Genomic DNA, 24640 nt, shown 5'->3' with positions numbered 1-24640 from the left:
GTCAGCGCATCGTCCGAACCTCGTCGTCCCGGCCCGTCATCTCCCAGCGGATCAGCGAGATCGGGATCGATCCCGCAGCGCGAAAACGGTCGTGAAAGGCCTTGATGTCGAAGGCCTCGCCCTGCTGCATCGCAACCTCGGCCAGCAGCTTTTCCAGCTCGACCTTGCCCATGTAATAGCCGATGCCATAGCCGGGCTGGCGCAGGTACAGCTCGATATCGAACTGCGCCACCGCATCGCCCGGCTTCATCCATTTGGGCGTGCGCGCGATCAGCGATTCATTCGCCTGTTTCCAGGTCCATTCATTCGCCTGCATGCGGATTTCAGGAACGACACGCGCCGCGCGCTTGGCGCCGAGGATATAGTCGATCTCGCGCGTCTTGGGCCGATCCTCGAGCATGCCCGCCTGCAGGATCATCTCTTCCAGATAGAAGGCCCAGCCCTCGTTGCGCAACCCATTGACGAAGAAGAGCCGGGGTTTGCCGCGAATGGGACGCGTATCGCGCGCCGCCTGAAGGCCATCGAACATGTGGCCTGGCAGATTGTGCGCGCGCAGCGGCAGGCCATCGCGAAACTCGGCCTGGAAGAAGAAATGCAGGTTGAGCGGCGGGTCGAACAGGCCGGGCTTGGAAGGATCGCGCTCGAACGGGAACACATAGGGCCCCTCTTCGGGATCGTGCTGCACATAATCGGGAATGGTCACCCACTGGCCTTCGCGCAATTGCTTGAGCAGGTGCTCGTCCTCGGCCTTGCGCTTGGTATCGAACTCGGCGCGGGTCTTCACCGGTTCGGGCATCGGGATCGCACGGTTGCGATGCTCCTCGATCTTGAGAAACGCGACCTGGCGCTGATATTCGCGCTCGCCGATCGTCTCGACCTCTTCGGGCGTATAGGGCAGCAGCAGGACGTTCTTGAGATACCAGGCGTAATTTTCCTTGCCGACCCCGCCATGCGCCGGAAGCCCCGCCTCGATCGATTCCAGCCAGGCCTTGAATTCCGCTGCCGCCGCCTGCGCCCGCTTCGCCGGCTGCACCAGATCGGGCTGCACCTGGGCCGCGCGCGCGGCCAGCTCGGCAAAGACGTTGATCTCGACCTGTTTCTGCACGATCGCCAGCCGGGCGAGGTCCCCACGCGGATCGGTGAGGTTTATGCGCGCCTGGCGCAGCGCCGCAGGCACCGCGTCAAGGCTGGCCTTGAACCGCGTCAGTGCGTCGCCCTTGAGCGGAAGCGCGGGAATGCCGAACGCCCCGTGCATCTTCGGGCCGAAGCCCAGATTGGTCGTGCTGTAAAAGGCCGGATCGCGCTTCCACGGCTGCATGACGCGGTGCTGGAATTCGAGCCCGCGCATTTCCGCCAGCACGACCATGTAATCGACCCGCTCGGAGATCGGCCAGGCGCTGTCGTCGATGGCGCGCAGCCGCTGCTGCAAGCCCGCCAGGCGCTCGGCCTGGCGCTGCATCGCAGCGGGCGTGTAGTCGGGCACGCCGCGCACCATTTCGGGCACCGTCAGCGCGCGGAACTCGTCATAGAGCGCCAGCAGCGCGGCATAGCCCGATGCCGGCTGCTCGGTCTGCGCGGCGACCGGCTGCGCGGCAAGCGGAGCAAGGAGCGGGAGCGCCAGCAGCGCAGCCCAGTGACGCCAGTTCCGCTTCATGCTGTCTCTCCCTGATATGTCGCTGACTTAAAGTGCGTTGAAGAAGCGGCCCAGGCGCTCCATCGCCTCGACGATACGCGCCTCGGATTCGGACCCGAAGCAGACGCGGAGATGCCCTTCCCCGCCGGGTCCGTAAAAGCTTCCCGCCTCGACCACGACATGCGCTTCCTGCAGGATCGCCATCGCGATATCCTGCGAGCTGCGGCCCGTGCCGCTGATATCGGGAAAGGCGTAGATGGTGGCCTCAGGCGCGGCGCAGGTAACGCCGGGCATCTGGTTCAGCGCCTGCACGACGATGTCGCGCTTGCGCCGATCGGCCTCGACCATCGCAAGCATCGGCTCCTGCGGCCCTTCGACAGCCGCACGCGCGCCTTCCTGCACGAACACGTTGACATGGGTGACGTCGGTCATCGCGATGGTCAGGATCGCGGGCATCAGCCGCGCGTCGGCGGTCACATAGCCCACGCGCCAGCCATCCATCGAATAAGCCTTGGTGAAGGCGAAGCAGGTGATGGTCCGCTCGCGCATGCCCGGCAGGCTGGCGATGCTGATATGCTCCGCCCCGTCATAGGTGATATACTCGTACACCTCGTCCGAGAGTACGAGCAGGTCGTGCTCGATCGCCAGATCGGCGATATGCTGAAGCTCTGCCCGCGTATAGACGCGCCCCGTGGGATTGGCCGGGTTGATCAGCACGATCATCCGCGTCCTGTCGGTGATCTTGGCTGCGATCGCCTCTTTCGTAATGGCAAAGCCGTTGGCCTTGTCGAGATGCGCGATCACCACCTTGCCCCCGGCAAGCTGGGTCTTGCCGATATGCTGCGGATAATAGGGGTCGAGCAGGATCACCTCGTCGCCCGGATCGATCGCGGCCATGAACGCCGCAAACGAGGCATGGGTCAGCCCGTTGGTCACCAGCACCTCATCGACGCCGTAATCGAGCTTGTTGAAATCGCGCAATTTCTTCACCAGCGCCTGGCGAAAGGAGAGCGTGCCGCGAAAATCACCATAATGGACTATGCCAGCGTCGAGCGCGGCCTTGGTCGCCAGCTTGATGTGGTCGGGCGTATCGGCATGCGGCCGCCCGAATTCCAGATGGATGAGATCAACCCCCGCAGCGTCGAGTTTCGCAGCCTCGTCGTACATGCCGAAACTCTTCTTCGATCCCGATGCGAGGCGCTGTGCCGGCCATTTCATTATTGCTCTCCGCTGCTGTACAGACATATGCATAATTGCGTGATATGTAACATTTCAAGCTCTAACTTCGTTGGAGCCGATATTCCTGTCCGGCGGCCCGCAAGCCGCATGCGATCATGCCCGCATCATGCTGGCACGCATATGGCCGCAAAGCTGCGCGGGCGCTGCCGGATCACTTGACCAACAGGATGCGATTGTTCGGCGGGGCGGTCCATTCGAAGCCGCGCTGGGTCACCACGCCATTGTCCTCGAGCGGAATCTTGATCTTGCGCGTACCCCATTCGGGAACGGGCGTGTAGAGGAACAGCTCGATCGACAGGAAATTGCCGGGGCGCAGCGTGTAGGTCATGCGCAGCGGATTGAATTCGGCCATCGACGGTCCAGACCCGTGCCCCAGATCGCCCACCGAGTGGCTGCCGATCACGACATCGGACACCTTGGGATCGGCCACAGGATCGTCATATCTACCGAGCGCCAGCCCAGGGGTCTCGGCCACGCGACGGTTCACTGCGGCCAGCGCATCGCCTGCGGTAACGCCGGGGCGGATCACCTCGAGGATCATCTGGCGGATCTCGCGCGCCTTGTCGAAGGCGCGCTGGACGCCTGGCGGCGGCGCATTCTCGCCGGGCTTCAGCACATAGGCCATGCGCTTCATGTCGGTATAGGCGGTAAGGAAATTCACGCCCCAGTCCATCGTGATCAGGTCGCCGTGCTGGATGACATGATCGCCCGACACGGGCCCGCGCGGACCGGGACCAAGAATGTAGATGCTGGGGATGCCGAAGCTGTTGCCCAAGCCCTGCTTGTGCAGTTCCTCCATCATCCACCAGGCGACCTCGCCCGTGGTGGTCTTGCCCGGCGTGATCACCTCGTTCGAGAGCGCGCGCTCGGCGATGGTGCGCGAGAATTCGCCCGCGCGGGCAAAGGCAGCGATTTCGCTGGCAGCATGGCGCGAGCGGAAATCGGACACGAGCTTTTCCGCCGGGACGAGCCGCTGCGCCAATTCCGGCCCCAGCGTTTCGACCAACTTCTGGTGAAGCGAATGGCTGAGACCGTCCGCCGTACCGATTTCGGAGGCGATATTGACGCCGATCCGCTTCGGATTGCGCTCGGCGATGAATGCCTTGAGGTCTGCGGGCGACCTGCGCAGGTCATAGAGCGGACACTGATCGAACGCCGCACCGCCAATGCCGAACGCGGCCCGCTCGATCCGCCCCTCGCCGCGATCGGTGAACACATAATAACCGATATCGCCAACATAGCCGCCGCCCAGCAGCATCGCATTGGGATCGTCATGTCCTTCGCGCGACGCGACGATCCACATGTCGATTCGGTTTTCGCGCATCGCTTCGGGCAGAATCAGGTCGAGCTTGTCCTTGCGAATCTGGCACAGCTGTTCCCAGCGCTGGCGGGCTTCCTGCGCGGTTGCAGGCGTCGCCGCAGCCAGCAGCACCGCCGCAGCGCCAAAACCCAGTCCCCACCGTCCGAACGCCATGCGCATCTCCTCCAGCCTCCGGGATCAGAACCTGTCGCCTGCCCCGTACTTCACCGCAGATATATTCAACTTCACACGATTTTTGTCAATTTTATTGCGCGGCCTCATGCCGCCGGTACCGATAGGGAATTCAAGGGTTCACGCTCGCCCGGGCCCGAGGCGCGTGAACGGCTTGCAGCATTGGGGCCGCAGGCCCCCTGCCAGCAACAAAACTATTGGCAGCGACAGGCATTTTCTTCCACACGGCTGTCATAACTCAGTGCAAATACACATGTATTCGGCTAGTTCGATCCCCTTGGCGGTCCATTGCGATGGAACCGCTTGATCAATCGAGGCTTTTGAGAAAACATGAACGCAAGCTCGGCAGCAGCAACGGTACGTCAGGAAGGGGAGCAGGTGGAAAATCGCGGCGAATATGACCCGAGCAACCCGACATTCCGCCTGGAAAACTCGCCTTTCTATCTGATGGCGCATGCCGATTTCAAATATCACGAAGACATGGACAAGGTGCTGCACAAGCATGGCGTGTCCAAGCCGATTTATCGTGTGATGACGGTATTGCGCGAACAGCAGCCCGCCAGCATCGGTGCGATTGCCGAGGCGGCGCTCACCAAAAGATCGACGATCAGCCGGATCATCGACCGCATGGTCGAACAGGGGCTCGTATCGACCGAGCCCAACCCCGAAGACAACCGGATCACCGAAGTCACCCTGACCCCCGCCGGCCAGCAGACGCTGCGCAAGTTGACCCCGATCGTAGGACGCCAATTCTCGCGCGCGATGGTGGGCATCAGCAACCGCGACATCGCGCACCTGCTTCGGACGCTCAAGAAGATCAGCGACAATCTCAGCAAGCTGCCGATCGAATAGTCTCTGCGCGGTTCGGCCGCGACGCTGACCGTCCGAATCATGTGCATTTGCATGTGATTCTTGCTGTGAAGCCGTTGACCGGCGCGATCAAAGCTGCTGTTCCTGCTCGCACGGCCCCAGATGCCAGGACAAGCAGCGGCGGAAACGAGTTTGCAACAGACACGATCATCGCGCGCCGACCCTAACGCGCTTGCTCGGGCCATGGCATCGGCGCGGTCCGGCAGGCTCGACGAGGCGCAGGCGCTTCTCGAGCATCTGCGCACGACAGCGCCTCGCGACCCCGACGTGCTGCAACTGCTCGGCATGCTGGCGCGCCAGCGGGGCGACCAGCCTGCGGCGATCGCCTTGTTCCGGCAATCGCTGGCCAACGAGCCGCGCCAGCCCCATGTTCTCAACAATCTGGGCAACGCTTGTGCGGCGACGGGCCAGCAGGAGCAGGCGCTGGAGGCCTATGGCAAGGCGCTAGCGCTCAAGCCCGATTATGCCGATGCCGATATCAACCGCGCGCTCGCGCTGATCGCGCTCGGCAGGGCATCGCAAGCGGCGGAGCATATGGCCGCCCTGGTGCGCGCGCAGCCTGGTTCGGCCCGCGCTTGGGCCGTGCTGGGTCAGGCACTTGCTGCAATGGGCGATCAGGCGCAGGCGGTCATGGCCTATGGCAAGGCCCTGACGCTTCAACCGGATCACGGCCCGTGGTTGCACAATCTGGCCGTCGCGCTGCGGCTCGCGGGGCGTCCCGAAGAGGCTTTGCCGCTGTTCGATCGCAGCGCCGCACTTTCCCCCGATGACCCACGCATCCACTATAATCGCGGCCATTGCCTGCAGGATCTGGGCCGGATGGAAGAGGCGGCTGCGGCCTATCGGCGCGCCATCGCGCTTGCGCCCAGCGATGTCGATCTGCACGATTCGCTCAGCCGCCTGCTCTGGCAGCAAGGCGACCGCGATGGCCATGTTGCCAGCTACCGCGATGCTTTGGTGGAGGCCCCGGACGACGCCGGGTTGCTGTGTGGGCTGGCAGAGCGGCTCACGCTGGCCGGGGAGGCTCGAGCGGCGGCGGCGCTGTTGGCCGATGCGGCCGCGCGGGGCGTCGGGGGTGCCGACCTGCGCTTTCGGCTCGGCCAGGCATGCTGGTCTTGCGGCGAACCCGATCGTGCCTTTGCGGCCTTCGAGGCGGCGCTGGAGATCGAGCCGCGCCACCCGCCGACGCTGCGCGAATCGGCTCGCTGTCTGATCATCACCGACCGGATCGGCGAGGCGATGTCGCGCATCGTCACCCGGCTCGACGATGACGCTCATGACCAGCAGGCGCTGGCGCTGCAAGGCCTGAGCTGGCGGCTGACCGGAGACGCGCGATTCCACTGGCTGATCGATCCCAGGCTGATCGGCACCGCGATGCTGACGCCGCCCGGTGGCGACGGACCTGGTTTCAACCGCGCGCTCGATGTGGCGCTGGGCACGCTGCACACGGCCCGCACCGCGCCGCTCGAACAGACGCTGCGCGGCGGCACGCAGACCACCGACGACCTTTTCGCGCGCGAACTGCCCGAGATCGTGACGGTGCACGCAATGATCCGCCAGGCGGTGGAGCGCCATATTGCCGCGCTGCCCGACGATGCGAGCCATCCGTTCCTGGCCCGCAAATCCGCCGGCTTTGCCTTTTCAGGCTCCTGGTCGGTGCGGCTGTCGAGCGGAGGTCATCACAGCAACCATATCCATCCCGAAGGCTGGATCAGCGCGGTCTATTATGTCGCGGTACCGCCCGCGGTCGGCGACGGGCAGAGTGGCTGGCTCAAGTTCGGCGAGACCGGACTGAACCTGGGCGACCGCGAACAGATCCTGCACATGGTCCGCCCCCAACCGGGCCTGCTGGTACTGTTCCCGTCCTATTTCTATCACGGCACCGTGCCCTTTGCGGACACCCAGCACCGCACCACCATCGCCTTCGATATCGTGCCGTCCGGCTGAGGGCGGATCAGCGACCGGCAACCTGCTGAGCGATCCAGCGATCGACCGTCTGTTCGAGCAGGGTCATCGGCAACTGGCCTTGCGCAAGGATGAGGTCGTGGAATGCGCGGATGTCGAACCGCGCCCCCAGCGCCTTTTCCGCCCGCGCGCGCATTGCGATGATGCGCAACTCGCCGACCTTGTAGGCCACCGCCCCGGCGGGAGCACCGATATAGCGCGCGAGCTCGCTGTCGATATTGATATCGGCGAGCGCGGTATTCTCCTCGAAGCATCGGCGCGCGCGGGCATAGTCCCAGCCCATGACATGGATGCCGGTATCGACCACCATCCGGCAGGCGCGCCACATCTCGGTCGACAGGCTGCCGAACGCCTCATAGCCGTCGCGATATACCCCCATTTCGTGCCCCAGGCGCTCGGCATAGAGCGCCCAGCCCTCGCGAAAGGCGAGCAGATCGCGGGAGCGGCGAAACGAGGGCAGCGCCGGGTTCTCGTTGGTCAACGCGCCATGGGTGTGATGGCCAGGGGCCGCCTCGTGCAGGCTGAGCGCCGGGACCTCGTAGAGCGGGCGCTGATCGAGATGCGAGGTGTTGACGACGAAAGTTCCGGCAAAACCCTTGGCGAAATCACCGCCGCCGCCGCCGCGCGCGGTGGTATAGCCCTCTTCGAGCTCTGGCGGGACCGGCACGATGGTGAACGGCTGGCGCGGCAGGATCGAAAAATAGCGCGGCAGCACGCCATCGATCCGCTTCGAGGCCGCCGCATATTTCTCGATCAGCCCTTCGCGACTGGTCGCATAGAAGCGCGGATCGGTGCGCAGGAAATGCAGCCATTCGGCAAAGCTCCCGGTAAAGCCGGTAGCGGCGATGACCTTGTCCATCTCGCCGCGAATGCGCTCAACTTCGGACAGGCCAAGTGCGTGAATCTGTTCGGCCGAAAGATCGGTCGTCGTGTAATAGCGCAGCAGGAAATCATAATAGGCCCGCCCGCCCGGCACCGCTGCGATGCCCAGCTCCTTGCGTGCCGCCGCCCGATAGGGCCCGTCGATATAGGCGAGCATCGCGACCTGCGCCGGACGGATATCGCTGCTGATCAGCGCCTGCGCCTCGGCGAGGAGCGCGGGATAGGCCTTGAGCGCGCCGAGCATCGGATCGTCGGCGATTGGCACGGCGATCTGCTTGCGCAGGATGGCGACCGCGACATCGATCACCGGGGCCGGATTGGTCCAGCCCGTGGCCACGCCGCGCTCGAGATTGGCACGTTGCTCGGCGAAATAGCGGGTTATGCCGCGCATCCGCTGTACCCAAGCGCGTGCATCGGCTTGCGATCGGATGTCTAGCCCGCGTGCCACCGCATAGGGCGTGTTGTAGAAGCCTTCGTGCGCGACAAAGGCGAAGCGGCGCTCGTCGGAATCGATGCCCTCGATCCGCCAACCGATCAGCGCGCGCAGATAGCGACGGTCGGTCCGTTCGGCCTCGGTCAGCGCGGCGTCATCCAGCCTGTCGAGTTGCTCGGCCAGGTCCAGCAGCGCGGCGCGCCGCCGGGCCATGCCCTCGAGCGTCTCGTCGGGCCAGCCTGCGCGCGCGCGCGCAGGGTCCGATCGCCCGGCCTCCATCGGATGATCGGCGGAAAAGCGCTCGTACTGCGCGACGATCTCGGCGATTGCCGACTGTGCCGACACCGATCCGCAGGCCAGCCAGGCGGCGCCTGCGATGGCCAGGGCGCGGGCCAATCGACCTGCCCGCGCCCCGACCGGCCATGGCCTTCCATCAAGGGAGGGTGAAAGGCGCATGGAACTCAATTGGTGAGATAGGCCATCGACATCAGCAACCTGGGCAGCAGCGATGCACCGGCATGGAACCGCACCGGAACAGGCGCGCGCGGACGAACCGACAGCGCATCCGCGTCACCGGTCGCGAGCATGGTGGCGACTTCCGATCCGATCACCGTGTTGGTCGCGAGCCCGCGCCCATTGCATGCCTGGATCGCTATGGCATCATCGCCCAGATCGTAGATTTCGGGCAGGAACGAGGTGTTGACCCAGGCAAGACCATGCCAGAGATAATCGATCTGCGGATCGGGCATGGCCGGGAAATACTGTTTCAACCGCCTCTTGGCCTCGCGATACAGGGCCTTCTCGCCATTGACCGCATAGGACATCGGAAAGGCCGAGACGAGGTGGCCGAGGCCGTCGAGCCGGGCCGTGAAGAGATAGGGCATCTTGTCGGTAAACGCCCCGCCCCGCGGCAGGATCACCTGGCGCTGCGCGGGATCGAGCGGCATCGAGGCGAACTGGAAGACATTGAGCGGCAGCGAGGTCCGGCGCATCGCCGGGTGCAGCGCGGCATTGCCGCCGTTGGCTGCCAGCACAACACGCCGCGCACGCAGGGTGCCGCTGGCGGTATAGCAGAGCCACTGGCCCTGCTTGCGCTCGAGCTGCCGCACGGGGCTGTTCGCATAGAGCTTGGCGCCGCGCCGGATCGCGACATGCGCGAGCCCGCGCACAAAGGCCAGGGGGTTGAGCCCGCCGCCATCCTCGAAGCGCAGCGCGCCGCAATAGCGGTCGGTGCCGAACAGGGCCCGGGTCTGGCTGCCATCGACAAAGCTGACCCGGTGGCCCCGCGCCTGCCACTGCCGCGCCATGTCGCGCTGCTGCTGGGCCAGCGCCTCGGTATGCGCAGGCGTGTAGAACCCGTCCTGGCGCATGTCGCACTCGATCTCGTTCTGCCGGATCAGATCGAAGACATGCGCGCCCGATCGGCCGATCATGTCGGTCAGCCGCTCGCCTGCCGCCTCGCCCAGCACCTCGCCGATCGTCTCGGGAGTATGGCGGATGTAATCGGGTGCGATGATGCCGCCGCTCTGGCCGGTGGCCCCGTCGCCGAACTGTCCGGCCTCGACCAGGGCGACATCGACATTACGCTCGGCCAGATGCAGCGCCGTCGTCATTCCGGCAATGCCGCCGCCGATGACGAGCACATCGACATCGTGCACACCGACCAGGCTGTCGACCTGCGGCGCGGGCGCGGCATTGGCGGTCCAGACAGCGTTGGTCAGGCCTTTCGGGCGTCGGCGCGGGGAAATGGGCTGATATTGCATCACAGCCATTCCGACAGCTTGGCGGCAGAGTGGATCACGGCAGGCGCGGACAAGCGAATGTCCCGCTTCAAGCCTGCCGATGGGATCAGGTTCATGGTGGCAACTATCCTGTTCGCCCAGTCGAGGGCGGTGAAAAGGTCGAAACGGTCAGACGGTGGCAGGTTGTCGTTCGGGGCCGGGGCCAACGCGCCGCGCGACGGCGACAAAGGCGAGCACGACGCACAGCGCGACCGGCGTGTTCATGATCATCGGCAGCGACATCTCGTTATTGCCGACAATCGATACGGCGATGAAGATCGCGGTGCCTTCCTGGCGCATCAGATGCTCGATGCCGATCGCGACATTCTCGCGATGGGTGAAGCCGGCAAAGCGCACGATGGTCATCACCACCGCGACCATCAGCACGTTGAGCGCGACGGTGATCCAGAACAGCGCGCCCAGATTTTCGCGCAGCACCGGCACCTGATCGTAGAGGATGACCGCGAACGAGCTGAACAGCACGATCGTCGCGACGTTCTTCAGATAGCGCTTGAACCACAGGGCAAAGCCGGGCTGCCAGGCGCGCACCGCAAAGCCCGTGGCAGCAGGCAGCACGGTAATCGAGAATATGTCCCAGAAGAAAGAGGCGAGCGGCACATTCACATCGGCTTCGAGCCCCATGAAATGCAGCAGCGCGAAATGCGCGTAGAAAGGCACGACGAAGATGTAGATCATGCTGAGGATCAGCGTCATCGACATCGACAATGCCAGATCGCCCTTCGCCATGTCGGTGAACAAGTTCGACAGCATACCGCCCGGCGTGGTCGCGAGCAGCACGAAGCCGACCGCGAGCGCGGCCGTCGGCGCGACAGTGAGCGCCAGGGTCAGGCCGATCGCGGGCGGCACGATCAGCATCGAGCACACCCCGAAGATCAGCGCGCGGCGGTTGCGGAACACCTGGCGGAAATCGTCTGCCGTCAGCGACAGGCCCATCGAGGCCATGATCGCGATCAGCGATCCGGGAAGCAGCCAGTTGCCCAGAAGGGCCATGAGATCGGCATAGGTCATGGGCGCGCTGTCCTCAGGCGGTTTCGAGCGACAGCGTGCACGCGCCATTGCGGCGGATGGTGCGGCAATCGGCCTGCGCCTTGGCGAGATCTTCGTCGAGGATGCGCGCGCAGACATTGGCCTGGATCCAGCCAAAGGGCATCAGCAGCCGACCGCCCTGCCCGTAGAACAGGCCGATGTCATAGAAATCGCCCGGCGGCAGTCCCTTGGTGCTGCCGGCGGCCAGATAGGCCAGGACGATGTCGCCTGCCTCCGGATAGGAAGTGGCGTTCTCCGCCGGTATGGCGGGCTGCGCCATGCCCTGTGGCAGCGTGCTCGCCGGCATCGGCACCGAGATTTCGGGGCCGGTCCAGATCGCGTGCATCGCCTCGAACCCGGCCTTGCGTTCCGCCAGGTCCCAGAGGAAAGCAGCCGAAACCGGCGCAGCGTCGTCGAGTAACCGGCAGCGGGCGGACAGGCCCGATTGCGGCTCGACCAGTTTGATGATGCGCATATCGCTCCCCTATTGTCCGGCGACCATGGCCAGATATTCTTCCTTCTGCAGCGCGATCGGCACATTGCCGTTCAGCCACAGAAAGTCGTGAAACCGCTTGAGATCGAACGCCTTGCCCTCGCGCACCCGCGCCTCGGCGAGGAACTCGGTCGTCTGGATCTTGCCGATCTGATAGCTGATCGCCTGGCCGGGCGCGGCGGCAAAGAAGGTCGCTTCCTCCTCCGCGGTCTCGCGGTCCATCGGCACCATCGCCCGCAGATAGTCTGCGGCCTGAGCGATGGTGAATTCCCCGGTGGCGAGCTTCACGTCGACCTCGACGCGGAGCGCGCGCAGGCGGGCGAAATTGTAGATGATCTCGCGCGTCTTGGGCGCATTGTCCCAGAGCCCCGCCTGCAGCATCATCTCTTCGGCATAGAAGCCCGTGCCTTCGTTCGCCCCGCTGTCATAATAATGGCGGCGCAGCGGATTGGGGTGCTTCCACCCAAGGGTCAGCTGAAAGAAATGCCCCGGCACGCCTTCATGCACGATGATCGGCCTGGGGTCGCGCGCGATCGAAAGGTTGAAATAGCCAAGATTGGGCGACGGATCGGGCAGGTAGACCGTCGCGTTCTGGCCGACACGCGTACGGTCGGTGAGATCGAAGGTGCGCCCCAACCACCCGATCGGCGCAAGATAGGCCGGAAACGGCAGCGCGTTGTAATGCCCGGCCCAGTCGGGGACGGTCAGCAGCCGCTTGTCCTTCAGAAACGCACGAATGTCGCGCTCGTCCGAAGCGAGCTTGGCCACCACGGCATCGATCGAAGCGCCGATCGGCAGCTCTGCCATGCCCGCATTGCGGTTGCGCTCGAGCTCCTCGAACAGCACCGAACGGGTCCATTCCTGTCGCCCCATCTGGGCAAGCTGTTCGGGGGTATAGGGGTAGAGAGCTACGTTGCTCAGGAAAAAGCGATAGCTCTCTCCCCCCACCGCCGTCTGGCTGGGCAATGCCTCGCGACGATTCTTGAGAAAGGTTTCGAATGCGGCGAACGCCTTGATCGACTTGTCTACGGCCGCATCCAGCCGCTTGCGCTGGGCAGCATCTGCATGGGGCGCAAGGCCGCTCGCCATGCCTTTCAGGCTGTCCGGGACGATCGCGATCTGCGCCAGCGCCGCATCGACAAAGGGTCCGCGCATGTCGTCGAGATTGGCCTGGCCCGCTGCCAGCACCGCAGGCGCATTGTCGAGCAGCCGGATGACCTGCTCGACCCGCGCGGCCTCGACCGGCGGCGGCGGCAGCAGAATCTCGAACACCGGGCCCAGCGCCTGTGCGACATAGAAATGCGGCTGGCGTCTCCACGCGGCGACATGGTCGAGCTCCCAGTGGACGCGCGACAGCGCCGAACCGACAAGCCGGTAATCGACCTTCTCGCTGACGGTCTGCGGCTTGTCCGCCAGTGCCCTCCACTTGGCCTCGAAATTCGCGAGCGCCTTGCGCTGCTCTGCCACGGCGCGGGGCGACCAGTCGGGCGTCCAGCCTTCGGGCCGCACGATGCGCGGAATGTCGTCGCTGGTCGCGGGCTGGGTGGTCGCGCGCCAGGCCCAGAAATCGGCCCCCAGCTGCTGCACCTCGGCCTGCGCCAGCGCTGCCGGAGCCGCTGCAAGCATCGCGCCTGCCAGAACCGCAGAAACGAACGTCTTCAGCATCTTATTTCCTGTTCCTGACATTGCGGTCAAAGAACTCGGCCATCTTCTTGAAGGCAAAGCGCGCCTGGCGAAGATTGTCGCTGGCCCAGGCATGGTTGCCGCCGGGCAGCGTCACCAGCTCGAACATCTGCTCGCGGTCGATCATCTGCTCGGCCAGCGCGATCGTGTCCGAATAGAGCACCACCGGGTCGCGCGTACCGTGAATGATCATCAGCGGATCCTTGATCCCCTTGGCCTGATAGAGCGCCGATTGCGCCTCGTAGCGCGCGGGCATGTCCGGTCCATCGGGCGGTCCCATGATCCACATCTGCGCCGGATAGGCATGCCAGACATTGGTCGCAGGCGCACCCGCAATTCCCGCCGCATAGACGCCAGGCTTCTTGGACAGCGACATGATCGTCATCAGCCCGCCATAGCTAGACCCCCACAGTCCGATGCGCTTCGGGTCGGCATAGCCCTTCTCGATCAGGAAGCGGACGCCGCTTTCCAGATCGTTGATATCGGTCTCGCCATAGCTGTGCAGCTGGGTCTGGTTGTGGTCGCGCCCCTGCCCCCATGACCCGCGCACATTGACGTTCAGGACGATATAGCCCTGCGAGACGAAATACTGGTCCAGCCCCCAGGTCGGGTGCGCGCGCCTGCCGCCCCATTGGTTGCGCACCGCATCCGAATAGACCGAGCCGACGATGACCGGATATTTCTTCGCGGGATCGTAATTGGCCGGCAGGCTGATCCGCGCGACCAGGTTCACCCCGTCGACATGGCTGGGGAATTCGGCATAGCCGATATTCGCCCAGGTCTGCCTGTAGAATTCGGGCTGGGGCGACTTGGTCACCTGAACGGGCTTGGCGGGCTTCGCGGTATCGATGACGAACAGCTCGGGCGGCGTGCTGTCATTGCTGTACCAGTCGGCGATATGGCGGAAGCCGGGCGCATAGACCGGCTCGTGCGTTCCCGCTGCCGAACCGCTCACCTGCTGGACCGCGCCGCCGGCCACCGGCACGCGATAGATCTGGCGATCCGACAGATAGGATTTGTTGGCGGTGAAATAGATTTGGCCGCGCGCCGCATCGACCTCGAAATTGGCGATTTCCCATTTGCCGCTGGTGATCTGACGCGGAGCCTGTCCGGCGGCGCGCTGATGATAGAGATGCAGCCAGCCATCGCGATCGGTCAGGATGATCAGGCCATCATCGCCCGGCGCCCAGGCCACCTGCCAGTCGGGGCGCAGATGCTTGTCCTCGCGCAGCTGGTAGAAGGTCTCGCGCGCACCGCTCGCCACGTCATAGACATAGATGGTGTGCTCCTTGGCCTCCATGTCCGAACCGCTGACGAAAAGCCTCTTTCCATTCCCGGACAGGCCGAAGCCCCAGATATGGTGCTTCGCATCGGGGCGCTCGAACATGCGGACGTGGCCCGATGCCAGATCGACATGGCCGACGCTTGCCTTGGTCGTCTCGTCGCCGGGAAAGGCGCGGATGACGCGATTGTTCTGCTGCTCGCCCTTGGCGTGGTAGAAGATATCACGCTCGGGCATCGCGCGGTCATCGGCCTGCTGAAAGGCGATCGCCTTGCCGTCGTCCGACCAGTGATAGTCCTCGATATAGACCTTGGGGTCATCCGACCCGGCGACGCGGCGAGCGGCCTTGTCCTCGGTTGCGGCACTCGGGCGCACCCAGAGCACCCCGCCGATGGTGACGCGATTGCGCGCGTCGGAAGGATTGCCCGCGATAAAGGCCAGGCTCTTGCCATCGGGCGAGAGGACGAGCTTGCGGATCGCCTGCTTGTCGCTTTCGATCTTGGTGATGGTGCCATCAGCGGACCGGATATGCAGCTGTCCGCCCATCGTGAAGGCAACGCGGCCATCGTCGAGCATCACCGCCTGGGAGATACCCTTGGCTTCAGCCTCGGGCTTGCTGTCACGGCCCAGAAAGGTCAGCCGCGTCTTCTTGCCGGTGCGCGGCGAATAGGACCAGATGTCGCGGAAGCTGTAGCCCTCGTCGTTCCACAGGAACAGCACGGTGCCGCCATCGCGCGACCAGCTATAGCCTTCGGGCGAAGTACCGATCAGGCTCTTCGGCTGATAGAGCTCGTCGATCGACAGCGAGGTTCCGGCGACTTCCGCCCCACCATGCACAGGAGCATGCGGCCAGGGCCGATCCTGCGCCATTGCCGTCGACGCCATCAGCAAGGCCGCCATTGCCATGGCCGACCGCAACGCACCCATCCGCTTCATCAACCCAACCCCAGTCTGGATCTGCCGCCTAACAAGGCGGCCCATAGGCCGCAGCGACATGATGCCGCTGCGGCCCTTGCGCTAGCAATCAGAAGTTGGCGGTGAAGCCAACCGTGAAACGCCGTCCGATCGCGTCGAACGTCTCACGCTCGAACAGATAGAAGGGCGGATCGCGATCGAGCAGATTGTCGATCGAGGCATAGAAACGGAACTTCTCGGTCACGTTGAGATTGGCGCTGAGGTCGAAATAATGGACGTCACCCGTCTCGGGTCGCGCCAGCAGCGGAGCCGGCGTGCCCGACGCGATCGCCCCAGCAATGCGCCCATCCTTGGTCGACTGCAGGAAGCGGTGACGCAGCGAGATCTGGAAATTGTCCACATCCCAGGTCAGACGCTGCGTGATGCGCCAGGTCGGGTTGGCCGTGGTGCAGCTGCCGCCGCCGATATAGCCGGCACAGTCGACCGGTGCGGCCACCGGACTGCCCTGCGTGATCGCCTCGATCAGATAGCTGCCCGCAATGAAATAGTTGAGGCTGCTGCCTTCCCGCAGCTGATAGCGATAGTCGAGACGGAAATCGACGCCCGAGGTCTCGAGCTTGGCGATATTGGCGTTGAGCAGCGGCACGTCGATCAGCTGGCCGTCGGGCGTGCGGTTGCGCAGCGGCTGGCAGAAGATGTTGGTCAGCGACAGGTTGGCGTTGCACGCGTTGATCACCGACTGCAGGCCACCACCGAACGATCCGATCGCGTCGTCAATCTTGATGTTGTAATAATCGATCGTGAGCTGGAGGCCGGGGATGAATTCGGGGCGGATGACCGCGCCGACCGACCAGGTGTCCGACGTTTCTTCCTGCAGGTTCGGGTTGCCGCCGGTGACAGCGCGGATCTGCTGGTTTTCCTGCTGGAAGACGTTGATCACGCTGGCCGGAACACCGAGCGAATTGACGCAGAAGTCGCGCTCCGCCTGGGTGCGTCCCGCATCCGCATTACAGAAGTCGACCGCCTGCGGCGCGGTGTTGGTCGCGCCCGAGAACAGCTCGACCACGTTCGGCGCACGTACTGCACGCTGGTAGAGACCGCGGAACTTGAGGCCGCGGAACGGCGACCATTCACCGCCCATCTTGTACGAATAGACCTTGCCCGCGGTCGAATAGTCGGAGAAGCGCGCGCCGCCTTCGAACGCCAGCAGCTCGAAGCCGGGGGTGTCGGCAAGGATCGGCACATAGACTTCGCCGTATAGCTCGGCGACATCGAACGAGCCGCCGGTCGGGCTGAGACCTGCCGAACGCGACAGCGCCTTGCCCTGGACATAAAGCTGGTCGGGATCGAACTGCGAACTTTCCTTGCGGTACTCTGCGCCGACCGAGATGCCGACATCGCCCGCCGGCAGCGAGAACAGCGTGCCGGTAACGCTACCACCGATCTGCCTCTGCTTGAGGTTGGTGATATTGGTCAGGTCGGTCGAGATATAGGCCAGCATCTCGGGCGTCAGCGACCCGAAGCCGAACGGATTGATGGTGACGCAGCGCGGATCCGCCACGGCGCAATCGAACGGATTGGCCGGGTTGGTCAGGAAGCTGTTCGCGAAATTGTCGATCAGCACGCCGCCGCCCTGCTTGTCGACGATCTTGTTCTCGCCCTGGTTGTAGAAGACTTCCCAGTTGAGGCGATCGGTCAGCGCGCCCTTCAGCCCCAGCACGATGCGATAGAAATCGCGCGTCTGGTCGCTGGTGCGGTTGCCGCCGTCGAGCAGGCGGCGGTTGATGTTGACCGGCACCAGATTGTTGCCGTCCTGATCGAGGTTCACCCGCAGGAATTCGCGCAGGCTGGGGTCGAGATAGGGGTTGCGCAGATCGAGCTGGAAACCGGGGATGAAGCCCGAGCTGCTCATCGGCACCGCACCCAGGGTCGAGTTGATCTTGTTCTGGACGTACGAACCTTCCCAGAACGCGGTAACCGAATCGTTGATGTCGTAATGGCCCAGAACCGACGCCTGCAAGCGCTTCATCGGCATCTGCAGGTTGGTGAACACGCGGTCGTTGAAGCCGTCCGACGTGCGATAGGCGCGCCAGCCTTCGGGCGCGAAGAAGATGCCTGCGGTACCGATCGCCGTGCCCGCGCGGTCGCGCAGACCCACCAGCTGGGGCGAGAAGATCGTGCCCTGCGGCGTCACGCCATTGCCCGCCGGCACCAGTGTCGGCTGGCCGTTGACGACGGCATCGGCGAGAAACACGATCGCATGGTCGCGCTTGGCACCGACCAGCTGCGCACGGTCGAAATAGCTGCCGTGAAAGACGATATTGCCCCGGCCATCGGCGAAGTTGCCGCCGGCGGTGAATTCCAGATTGTAGCGCGCGGCATCGCCCTCATCGCTGATGCCGTAGAAGCCGCCGACCTCGAAGCCCTCGAAATCGTCCTTCATCACGAAGTTGACGACACCGGCCATCGCGTCCGAACCATAGACCGCCGATGCACCGCCGGTCACAACCTCGACGCGCGACACCAGCGAGGGCGGGATCAGGTTCAAGTCGACCACGCCGTCCTGCGACGCACCGACGATGCGGCGGCCGTTCTGCAGCACCAGCGTGCGTACCGCGCCCAGACCGCGCAGGTTGACGGTCGCCGAAAGGTTGCCCGAGTTCGACTGCGCACCCTGCCCGGCCACGGCCTGCGGCAGCGCATTGAGCAGCTGCTCGCTTTCGACGGTGACCGAAAGCTTGATTTCCTCTTCGCCGATGACATTGACCGGGCTGTTCGATTCGACATCGGGGCGCGGAATGCGCGAACCGGTGACGACGATCGAATCGGTCGCCTCGCCATCGGCCTGCTCCTGATCCGCCGCCTGATCCTGCGCGAAAGCCGCGCTCGTCGCTGCCAGAGTGAGCATCAGTGCCGATCCGCACTTCAATGCCGCTCGCTGAATTCCAACCCGCTTCATGACCATTTTGAACTCCCTGATATGAACGCTCGCCTGCGAACGTCACGACCGCCGATCTGATGATCGATCATTCCCGTGAACAGTTGCGTGATTTTGAGCATATTGTCGCAAAGCCGTCAATCGCCCTGGAAGAAAAATATCTTTCAGGGCCAGTTTGCATAATTTTCGGTTGCGAGCCCCTCCCGCGCCGAGGGGAGCAGCGCTGTACGGTTCAATCAGCATGATATTGTTAAAAGTAGGATTTTTTTCGACGAACGGTCTCATCGCAGTGGATCACGAGCGATTCCGGCGGCGTGCCTCCACTGTTGCGCCAGGCCCTTGCAACCGTTGCCTCGAAAGCATCAATTCAGCGCTTGACGAGCTCGGGCGACCGCCACACTATACCCATATTCACGCTTTTTTCGTTCTAAGCGATCGATGCCGCGCAACGGCCAGAGCGCCGTGCCGGCAATGGGGAAAGGAGACCGTCCCATGCGCCTGACATCTCTTGCGACTCTTGCGATTCTGCTCGCCGCGCCCGGCAGCGTCGCGCTGGCCCAGACGGCGCCTGCCGCAGCGGCACCGCAACCTGCAGGTCCGCCCAATGGCACCGGATTCTATGCCGATTTCGAAACACTCTTCGCTCGCTTCAACGCGTGGAAAACGCCCAAGGCGGTGAACGGCATTGTCGATTACAGCCCTCAGACCGTCGCCAGGCGCCGCGCCGAACTGGCTGAATTCCAGGCCCAGTTGCCCGGCTTTGCGGTCGCCCGCTGGGACCGGCATCAGCAGGTCGATTATCTTGCCGTTCGCGCGCAGATGGACCTTGCCGATTTCACGCTGAACATCACCAAGCCCTGGGCGCGCGATCCGGGCATGTATGTCGATGAACTGCAGCGGCTGGCTTATACCGACCTGCCGCTCAAGCCTGACCAGAGCGAGGCGTTCAAGGCGCGCATCCGCGCAATCCCGGCCTATCTGGCCCAGGCGCGAATCAACCTCGATTCGGTTGCGGCGGATTATGCCGATCTTGCCATTCACAGCCTTTCGAACGGCGACGGGGTCGGCCATGGCATGCCCTATCGCGCGGTCGAGCCGGCAGGGCTGATCGGCTGGTTCGCCGATCTGCGCGCGCGCGCCGCGACGCAGCAGCCCGATCTGCTGCCCGATATCGATGCGGCTCAGGCCGCGATCGCGGGCTTTCGCGACTGGCTGGTGGCCGGGCGGCCGAAGATGACGGCAGCGGCGGGCGTCGGCAAGCCCGCCTATGACTGGTTCCTCCACCATGTCAGGCTGATGCCCTATGATTCGGACGAGATCGTCACCCTGGCCGAGCGCGAGCTCGAGCGGCACTGGTCCAACTATGCGACCGAGCGTCATCGCAACCGCAAGCTGCCCGAACTCCAGCTGCCGACCAGTGGCGAGGAATATGAGGCCCAGCTCGCGGGCACCGACGCCAAGATTCGCGCCTGGCTGCGCGATGAGGACATCATCACGATCCCCGATTACATTCCAGGCACCTATCAGGCGGTCGGCTTCAATGCTCCCTGGGTCGTGCGACCCAAGGGCCCGATGTTCTGGGAGCAGGTGCAGTTCCGCGACGCCTCGCCCGACCATCTTCACGCGACCTTTCCCGGCCATCGCTTCGACGGGATGACCGGCGCGCGGGTGACGCACCCGATCCGCCGCCATATCAGCGACAGCGGGCGCACCGAAGGCTGGGGCTTCTATCTGGAGGAACAGGCGCTGCAACTGGGGCTGTTCGACGACCGCCCGCGCACCCGCGAGCTGATCTACATTTTCGGCCTTTTCCGCGCCGCGCGCACGATCGGCGACGTGAAGATGCAGCGCAACGAGATGACGGTCGGTGAGGCCATGGCCTTCTGGAAGGAGTGGACGCCCTATCTCGACGACGATGTCGCGCGGGTCGATGCGGGCATCTATATCCGTCGTCCCCCGGGCTATGGCATGACCTACACGATCGGCGCGATGCAGCTGCAGAAAATGCTGGTCGACCGGCGTCGGCAGCTGGGCGATGCGTTCCGGATCAAGGACTTTCACGATTATCTGATGAACACGGGCCGCCTTCCGGTATCGCTGCTGCGCTATGACCTGACCGGGCTGGACGACGAGGTCGGCAAATTGTGGGCCCATGTTCCGCTCGCCAAGGCCATGGCCACGGACGGTAGCGGGGGTACGGCTCGTTCTGCGCGCTGACGAGCGGGATCAGGCATAGGCGACGCGCGCGGGGATCTGCAGTTCGACCACCGTGCCGAAGCCGTTCGCACTCTCGACGATCAGCTTGCCGCCGATCGCCTCGATCCGCTCCTTCATGCCGAGCAGCCCGAAATGGCCCGGGCGCCCGCCATCGGAGATGATCGTTTCGTGCATCCCGATGCCGTTATCGCGGACATAGGCACCGAAGGTCCATCGGCCGAAACGCACGCCGAGCTCGATCCGGCTCGCCTGCGAGTGCGCCACGGCATTGTTTAGCGCCTCGCCCAGCACCGCCAGCAGGTCGTCGATGATCTCGGGCGCGATCGGACGCGGGATCTGGGTCAGTTGGATCGGCGCGATCCGGTCCTGCGGATACATGCCGTTGCCCAGCAGCCGGGCCAGTTCCTCGCAGAAATCGCGCAACCGCGGTGTGCGCAGCCCCGTGACGCGATCGCGGCCTTCGACCAGCACCTCTTCGGCGCGTTCAAGCGCCGGCTGCAGGATCGCCTGGGCCTCGGGATCATGCGCAAAACGGTCTGCAACAGCCTGAAAACGCAGGATCAGTCCCTGCACACCCTGAATCATCGTATCGTGCAGCTCGCGCGCGATCCGTTCGCGCTCGCTGGTGCGCACGAGCATCCGCACGCGCACCCGGCTGCTGACCTGCTGCAGGCGCAGGGTGTAGAGCAGATAAAGCAAGCCCAGAAGCGCGAGCAGCGCAAGCGAGCGGAACCACCATGTCTGGTGGATGGCATGCGCGATGGTGAATTCGAGCACGGCAGGTTCGCGGCTCCACACCCCATCCTCGTTCGCGGCCATGAGTTCGAAGCGATAGTCGCCGGGGCCCAAGTCCGAAAAGGTTGCCGTCCGGCGCGGCCCGGCATCGATCCATTGATCCTGCTGTCCGATCAGCCGGTAACGGAAGCGCGCACGGTCGGGCGCTGCAAGCACCGTGGCGGTATATTCGATGGCGAGCGCGGTGACATTGGCGTCCAGGCGGATGCCTGGCCGCGCCATCACCGTCTGCTGGCCAACCGTCAGTGCGCGGATCATCTTGTCGGGCGGGCGGTCGTTGCGGACGAAGGTCGCAGGGTCGACGGTTTCGATCGTGTCGCGGGTGGCAAACCAGATGCGTCCGTCTCTTCCCGAGACGATCTGCGCGCCGGACGATTTCTGGGCGAAGCTGCCCAGGCCCTCACGAAAGTCGAACAGCCGATAGGGCACAACAGCACCGGGCCGGGCGAACGCGCGGTCGAGATCGGCGGTTCTCAGCCGCACCACGCCCAGGTCGCCGATGGTCCAGGTGTCCCCTGCCTCGGTCTGCACCATACCGTTGATCGAGCTCGCCCAGGGATAGCGACCGGAATCGAGCAGCGGTTTGCCCGGCAGCAGCGGCGCAGCCAGCCCTGCCGCACCGCTGGTAAAGAGGGTGCGCCTGCCCGGCAGCAGCCCTTCGATGCCATCGCTGGCCACCGCCTTGTCGTCCAGCGCCACGAACGGCAACGCGCTATTGCCCACCGGTGCTTCTCCCCGGAAATGGATGGCAGCGCGCCCATCGGCCATGATCGCGACATTGCCGGGAATATGCGTCTTGCCGACCACCCCCGGCCAGGCACGCGCCCTGTCCCGTTCGAGCACGAACAGCCCCTTTTGCAGCGCGGGCAGCCAGAGCCGCCGGTCCGCATCCTCACCGCACGAATTGGCAGCGAAGCTGTCAGGCAGCGGCGAGGTTGCACCGATCCTTCCGCCCACCCAGCGCATGGCCTTGCCGCGCAGTACGATCCAGATGCCCTCGCCCCGCGCCGCACAGATCGCCTCGATCACGGTCGGCGAGGTGAAAATCGCCCTGGCCTGCTCGCCGGGTCGGATTTCGAACAGCGTCGTGTCGTTGGCGGCATAGACATGGCCGGCGCTGTCCGTGGCCAGCATGCGGTTGGTCGCAGGGTCGCTGGGCACGCCCAGCGCAGGGCTGATCGGCACCTTGCGGACCATGTTCAGCCCCATCTCGCCGCCGATCCAGACATTGCCCTCGCGATCCTCGAACACCGCACGCACCGGATCAGACAGCAGCCCGTTGCGCGTCGTGAGATGCGCCAAGGTCCGGGTCGGGCTGGCGGGCGTGCGGACCCGGAACACGCCGTCGCTCCAGGTGGCAATCCACAGATCGCCCTGTCGGTCGAACACGGTGCGGATGCCGAAGGGAATGGCAAAACCGGAGCTGTCGCGGATCACCTGGCCGTTCCTGGCAATCGGGCGTGTGCGCGTCTTTTCGGTCAGCCAGATCGTTCCATCGGGTGCCTCGGCCAGCGTCGCGCGCGGCTCGGTGGTGATCCCGGTGGGCACGAACCGATCGGCATTCGCGGCCTTGCGATAGACAGCGTCCTCGATCGTCAGCCACAATGTCCCGTCGCGCGCGAACAGCGGGTTCCAGGCGGGCTTTTCGGGCAGGCCAGAGCGCGTGTCGAACTCGGTCCAGCGCCCTTTATGCCAGCGCGCGAGCGACTGGGTCCCGCGCCCACCACGGGTGACCCAGATCGCCCCATCGGGCCCTTGCGCAATATCGCTTACCTCGCGCGAGGGGTTGGGCATGCCGGCATCGGCGAGCCTGCCATTGTGCCAGACCATCATGCCTTTGCGGCGCGCGAGGCCGATCCACAGCGTCCCGTCGCGCGCCGCGAGCAGCCGTGCGACCACGATGCGGTCGGGATCGGTCGGGCGCGGGCCAATGCGTTCGAAGCGGATGCCGTCGAACCGGAACAGGCCGTCGACGCCCCCTATCCACAAAAAGCCGTCGCGCGACTGGGCGATCGCGTTGATCCGACTCGGCGAGCCTTCCTCAAGCGACCAGTGGTGCAGCTTGTAGCCCGGCAGCGGCAGCGACGGGTCGGCCTCTGCCGCCATCGGCTGCGCGCCGCAGAGCGGGGCGAGCACGGCGAGCAGCAGCAATGCCAGGCCAGCGCGCAGCCCTTTCAGCCGGAGGCCGTCAAAGCTCAATCATGCCCCGCTTGGCCGCCGTGGTGACCGCATGAGTGCGGTCGCGGACCTGAAGCTTGCCGAAAATGCTCTTGATGTTCGACTTGACCGTTTCTTCGGCCAGGCCGAGTTTCCAGGCGATCTGCTTGTTGGGATGGCCCCCGGCGATCAGCTGCAGCACCTCGATCTCGCGAGGTGTCAGCGGCTCCTGGATCGCGTGCAAAGCGATGTCCTGCGCGACATCGGGGTGCAGGTGGCGCTGCCCGCGATGCACCGATCGGATCGCGCCGAGCAGTTCGCGGCGCAGGCTGCTCTTGAGCAGGAAACCCGCAGCGCCCGCGCGCAGCGCCGCCATCGCCATCGCATCGCCCGAATAGGTGGTCAGCACCAGGATGCGCGCGTCGGGCCTGATTGCGCGGATCGCCTGCATCGCCTCGACTCCGCCCATTTCCGGCATGCGCAGGTCCATCAGCACGACATCGGGCAGCAGCACCCTGAACTGCTCGATCGCTGTCACACCGCATGTCGCCTCGCCTGCCACCTCCAGGTCGGGCTGCGGCTCGATGATCGCCCGCACGCCTTCGCGCAGGATCGGGTGATCGTCGACGATCAGGATGCGGATCGGGGCTGCATCGGCAGCGGTCATCGGGGAAAATCCTGCCTCTTGGAAGGTACCTGGCAGCCTCGCCGGGCCGCCCTCCGTGAGTATCACGACTGGGGCGGGTTTCGAAGCACCCAAAATCGGGGCGAGACTTCACCCGATCGGGTGTAGCGGCGCGCGCGGGTTCCGATCATCC

The 24640-nt window shown here is 64.6% G+C and carries 15 protein-coding genes; 3 read left to right on the top strand and 12 right to left on the bottom strand.

The window, feature by feature from the left end; translation table 11 throughout:
• Position 1 precedes the first annotated feature (1 nt).
• The 3 genes from FG486_RS12450 to FG486_RS12440 all read right to left on the bottom strand — a co-directional run bounded on the left by FG486_RS12450 (position 2) and on the right by FG486_RS12440 (position 4346).
• Entirely contained in the window at positions 2–1654 is a 1653-nt protein-coding gene (locus FG486_RS12450; RefSeq protein ID WP_181267727.1) for a DUF885 family protein, read from the bottom strand.
• Positions 1655–1681: 27 nt separating this feature from the next.
• The gene (locus tag FG486_RS12445) at positions 1682–2851 is read right to left on the bottom strand and encodes a pyridoxal phosphate-dependent aminotransferase (RefSeq protein ID WP_181267726.1); all 1170 of its coding nucleotides are present in this window, start codon (positions 2849–2851) and stop codon (positions 1682–1684) included.
• 172 nt (positions 2852–3023) lie between these two features.
• Positions 3024–4346: a M24 family metallopeptidase gene (locus FG486_RS12440; RefSeq protein ID WP_066278542.1), complete on the bottom strand. Its 1323-nt coding sequence runs from the start codon at positions 4344–4346 to the stop codon at positions 3024–3026.
• A 348-nt stretch (positions 4347–4694) separates the two neighbouring features.
• On the opposite strand from FG486_RS12440, the gene FG486_RS12435 reads away from it, so the two are divergent.
• Positions 4695–5216, top strand: coding sequence for a MarR family winged helix-turn-helix transcriptional regulator (locus FG486_RS12435; RefSeq protein ID WP_060978354.1), 522 nt, complete (start codon positions 4695–4697; stop codon positions 5214–5216).
• Positions 5217–5417: 201 nt separating this feature from the next.
• Positions 5418–7181, top strand: a complete 1764-nt coding sequence (locus FG486_RS12430) for a tetratricopeptide repeat protein (protein ID WP_181267725.1) — start codon at positions 5418–5420, stop codon at positions 7179–7181.
• Positions 7182–7188: 7 nt separating this feature from the next.
• Here FG486_RS12430 and FG486_RS12425 read toward each other — a convergent pair whose 3' ends face one another.
• The 7 genes from FG486_RS12425 to FG486_RS12395 all read right to left on the bottom strand — a co-directional run bounded on the left by FG486_RS12425 (position 7189) and on the right by FG486_RS12395 (position 18623).
• Positions 7189–8910 carry a DUF885 domain-containing protein gene (locus FG486_RS12425; RefSeq protein WP_181267724.1) on the bottom strand — a complete coding sequence of 574 codons (1722 nt, stop codon included), beginning with the start codon at positions 8908–8910 and terminating at the stop codon, positions 7189–7191.
• 65 nt (positions 8911–8975) lie between these two features.
• The gene (locus FG486_RS12420) at positions 8976–10277 is read right to left on the bottom strand and encodes an NAD(P)/FAD-dependent oxidoreductase (protein WP_181267723.1); all 1302 of its coding nucleotides are present in this window, start codon (positions 10275–10277) and stop codon (positions 8976–8978) included.
• Positions 10278–10424: 147 nt separating this feature from the next.
• Positions 10425–11324: a bile acid:sodium symporter family protein gene (locus tag FG486_RS12415; protein ID WP_066278516.1), complete on the bottom strand. Its 900-nt coding sequence runs from the start codon at positions 11322–11324 to the stop codon at positions 10425–10427.
• A gap of 13 nt (positions 11325–11337) precedes the next feature.
• Positions 11338–11817 carry a DUF3830 family protein gene (locus FG486_RS12410; protein WP_181267722.1) on the bottom strand — a complete coding sequence of 160 codons (480 nt, stop codon included), beginning with the start codon at positions 11815–11817 and terminating at the stop codon, positions 11338–11340.
• 9 nt (positions 11818–11826) lie between these two features.
• Complete coding sequence (locus tag FG486_RS12405; protein ID WP_181267721.1) at positions 11827–13500, bottom strand: DUF885 family protein; 1674 nt, start codon at positions 13498–13500, stop codon at positions 11827–11829.
• 1 nt (position 13501) lies between these two features.
• Complete coding sequence (locus FG486_RS12400) at positions 13502–15685, bottom strand: S9 family peptidase (RefSeq protein ID WP_181267720.1); 2184 nt, start codon at positions 15683–15685, stop codon at positions 13502–13504.
• A 139-nt stretch (positions 15686–15824) separates the two neighbouring features.
• Positions 15825–18623, bottom strand: a complete 2799-nt coding sequence (locus FG486_RS12395; protein ID WP_181267719.1) for a TonB-dependent receptor plug domain-containing protein — start codon at positions 18621–18623, stop codon at positions 15825–15827.
• A 522-nt stretch (positions 18624–19145) separates the two neighbouring features.
• On the opposite strand from FG486_RS12395, the gene FG486_RS12390 reads away from it, so the two are divergent.
• A complete protein-coding gene (locus FG486_RS12390) occupies positions 19146–20870 on the top strand; it encodes a DUF885 family protein (RefSeq protein ID WP_181267718.1) in 1725 nt (574 codons plus the stop codon).
• Between the two features lie 9 nt (positions 20871–20879).
• On the opposite strand, the gene FG486_RS12385 is transcribed toward FG486_RS12390, so the two are convergent.
• Positions 20880–23864: a sensor histidine kinase gene (locus FG486_RS12385; protein WP_181267717.1), complete on the bottom strand. Its 2985-nt coding sequence runs from the start codon at positions 23862–23864 to the stop codon at positions 20880–20882.
• Positions 23854–24489, bottom strand: a complete 636-nt coding sequence (locus FG486_RS12380) for a response regulator (RefSeq protein WP_181267716.1) — start codon at positions 24487–24489, stop codon at positions 23854–23856. The genes FG486_RS12385 and FG486_RS12380 overlap by 11 nt, the downstream gene beginning before the upstream one ends.
• Positions 24490–24640 lie beyond the last annotated feature (151 nt).

It is taken from the genome of Blastomonas ursincola (genome assembly GCF_013607875.1).
Taxonomy (GTDB): Bacteria; Pseudomonadota; Alphaproteobacteria; order Sphingomonadales; family Sphingomonadaceae; genus Blastomonas; species Blastomonas ursincola.
Note: the sequence above shows the minus strand (reverse complement) of the source record. Positions and strands in the feature narration are given on the sequence as shown.

Coding starts and splice junctions, on each gene's coding strand:
- FG486_RS12450 (WP_181267727.1), bottom strand. CDS start 1,654: ATGAAGCGGAACTGGCGTCACTGGGCTGCGCTGCTGGCGCTCCCGCTC.
- FG486_RS12445 (WP_181267726.1), bottom strand. CDS start 2,851: ATGAAATGGCCGGCACAGCGCCTCGCATCGGGATCGAAGAAGAGTTTC.
- FG486_RS12440 (WP_066278542.1), bottom strand. CDS start 4,346: ATGGCGTTCGGACGGTGGGGACTGGGTTTTGGCGCTGCGGCGGTGCTG.
- FG486_RS12435 (WP_060978354.1), top strand. CDS start 4,695: ATGAACGCAAGCTCGGCAGCAGCAACGGTACGTCAGGAAGGGGAGCAG.
- FG486_RS12430 (WP_181267725.1), top strand. CDS start 5,418: ATGGCATCGGCGCGGTCCGGCAGGCTCGACGAGGCGCAGGCGCTTCTC.
- FG486_RS12420 (WP_181267723.1), bottom strand. CDS start 10,277: ATGCAATATCAGCCCATTTCCCCGCGCCGACGCCCGAAAGGCCTGACC.
- FG486_RS12415 (WP_066278516.1), bottom strand. CDS start 11,324: ATGACCTATGCCGATCTCATGGCCCTTCTGGGCAACTGGCTGCTTCCC.
- FG486_RS12410 (WP_181267722.1), bottom strand. CDS start 11,817: ATGCGCATCATCAAACTGGTCGAGCCGCAATCGGGCCTGTCCGCCCGC.
- FG486_RS12405 (WP_181267721.1), bottom strand. CDS start 13,500: ATGCTGAAGACGTTCGTTTCTGCGGTTCTGGCAGGCGCGATGCTTGCA.
- FG486_RS12400 (WP_181267720.1), bottom strand. CDS start 15,685: ATGGCGTCGACGGCAATGGCGCAGGATCGGCCCTGGCCGCATGCTCCT.
- FG486_RS12395 (WP_181267719.1), bottom strand. CDS start 18,623: ATGCTCACTCTGGCAGCGACGAGCGCGGCTTTCGCGCAGGATCAGGCG.
- FG486_RS12390 (WP_181267718.1), top strand. CDS start 19,146: ATGCGCCTGACATCTCTTGCGACTCTTGCGATTCTGCTCGCCGCGCCC.
- FG486_RS12380 (WP_181267716.1), bottom strand. CDS start 24,489: ATGACCGCTGCCGATGCAGCCCCGATCCGCATCCTGATCGTCGACGAT.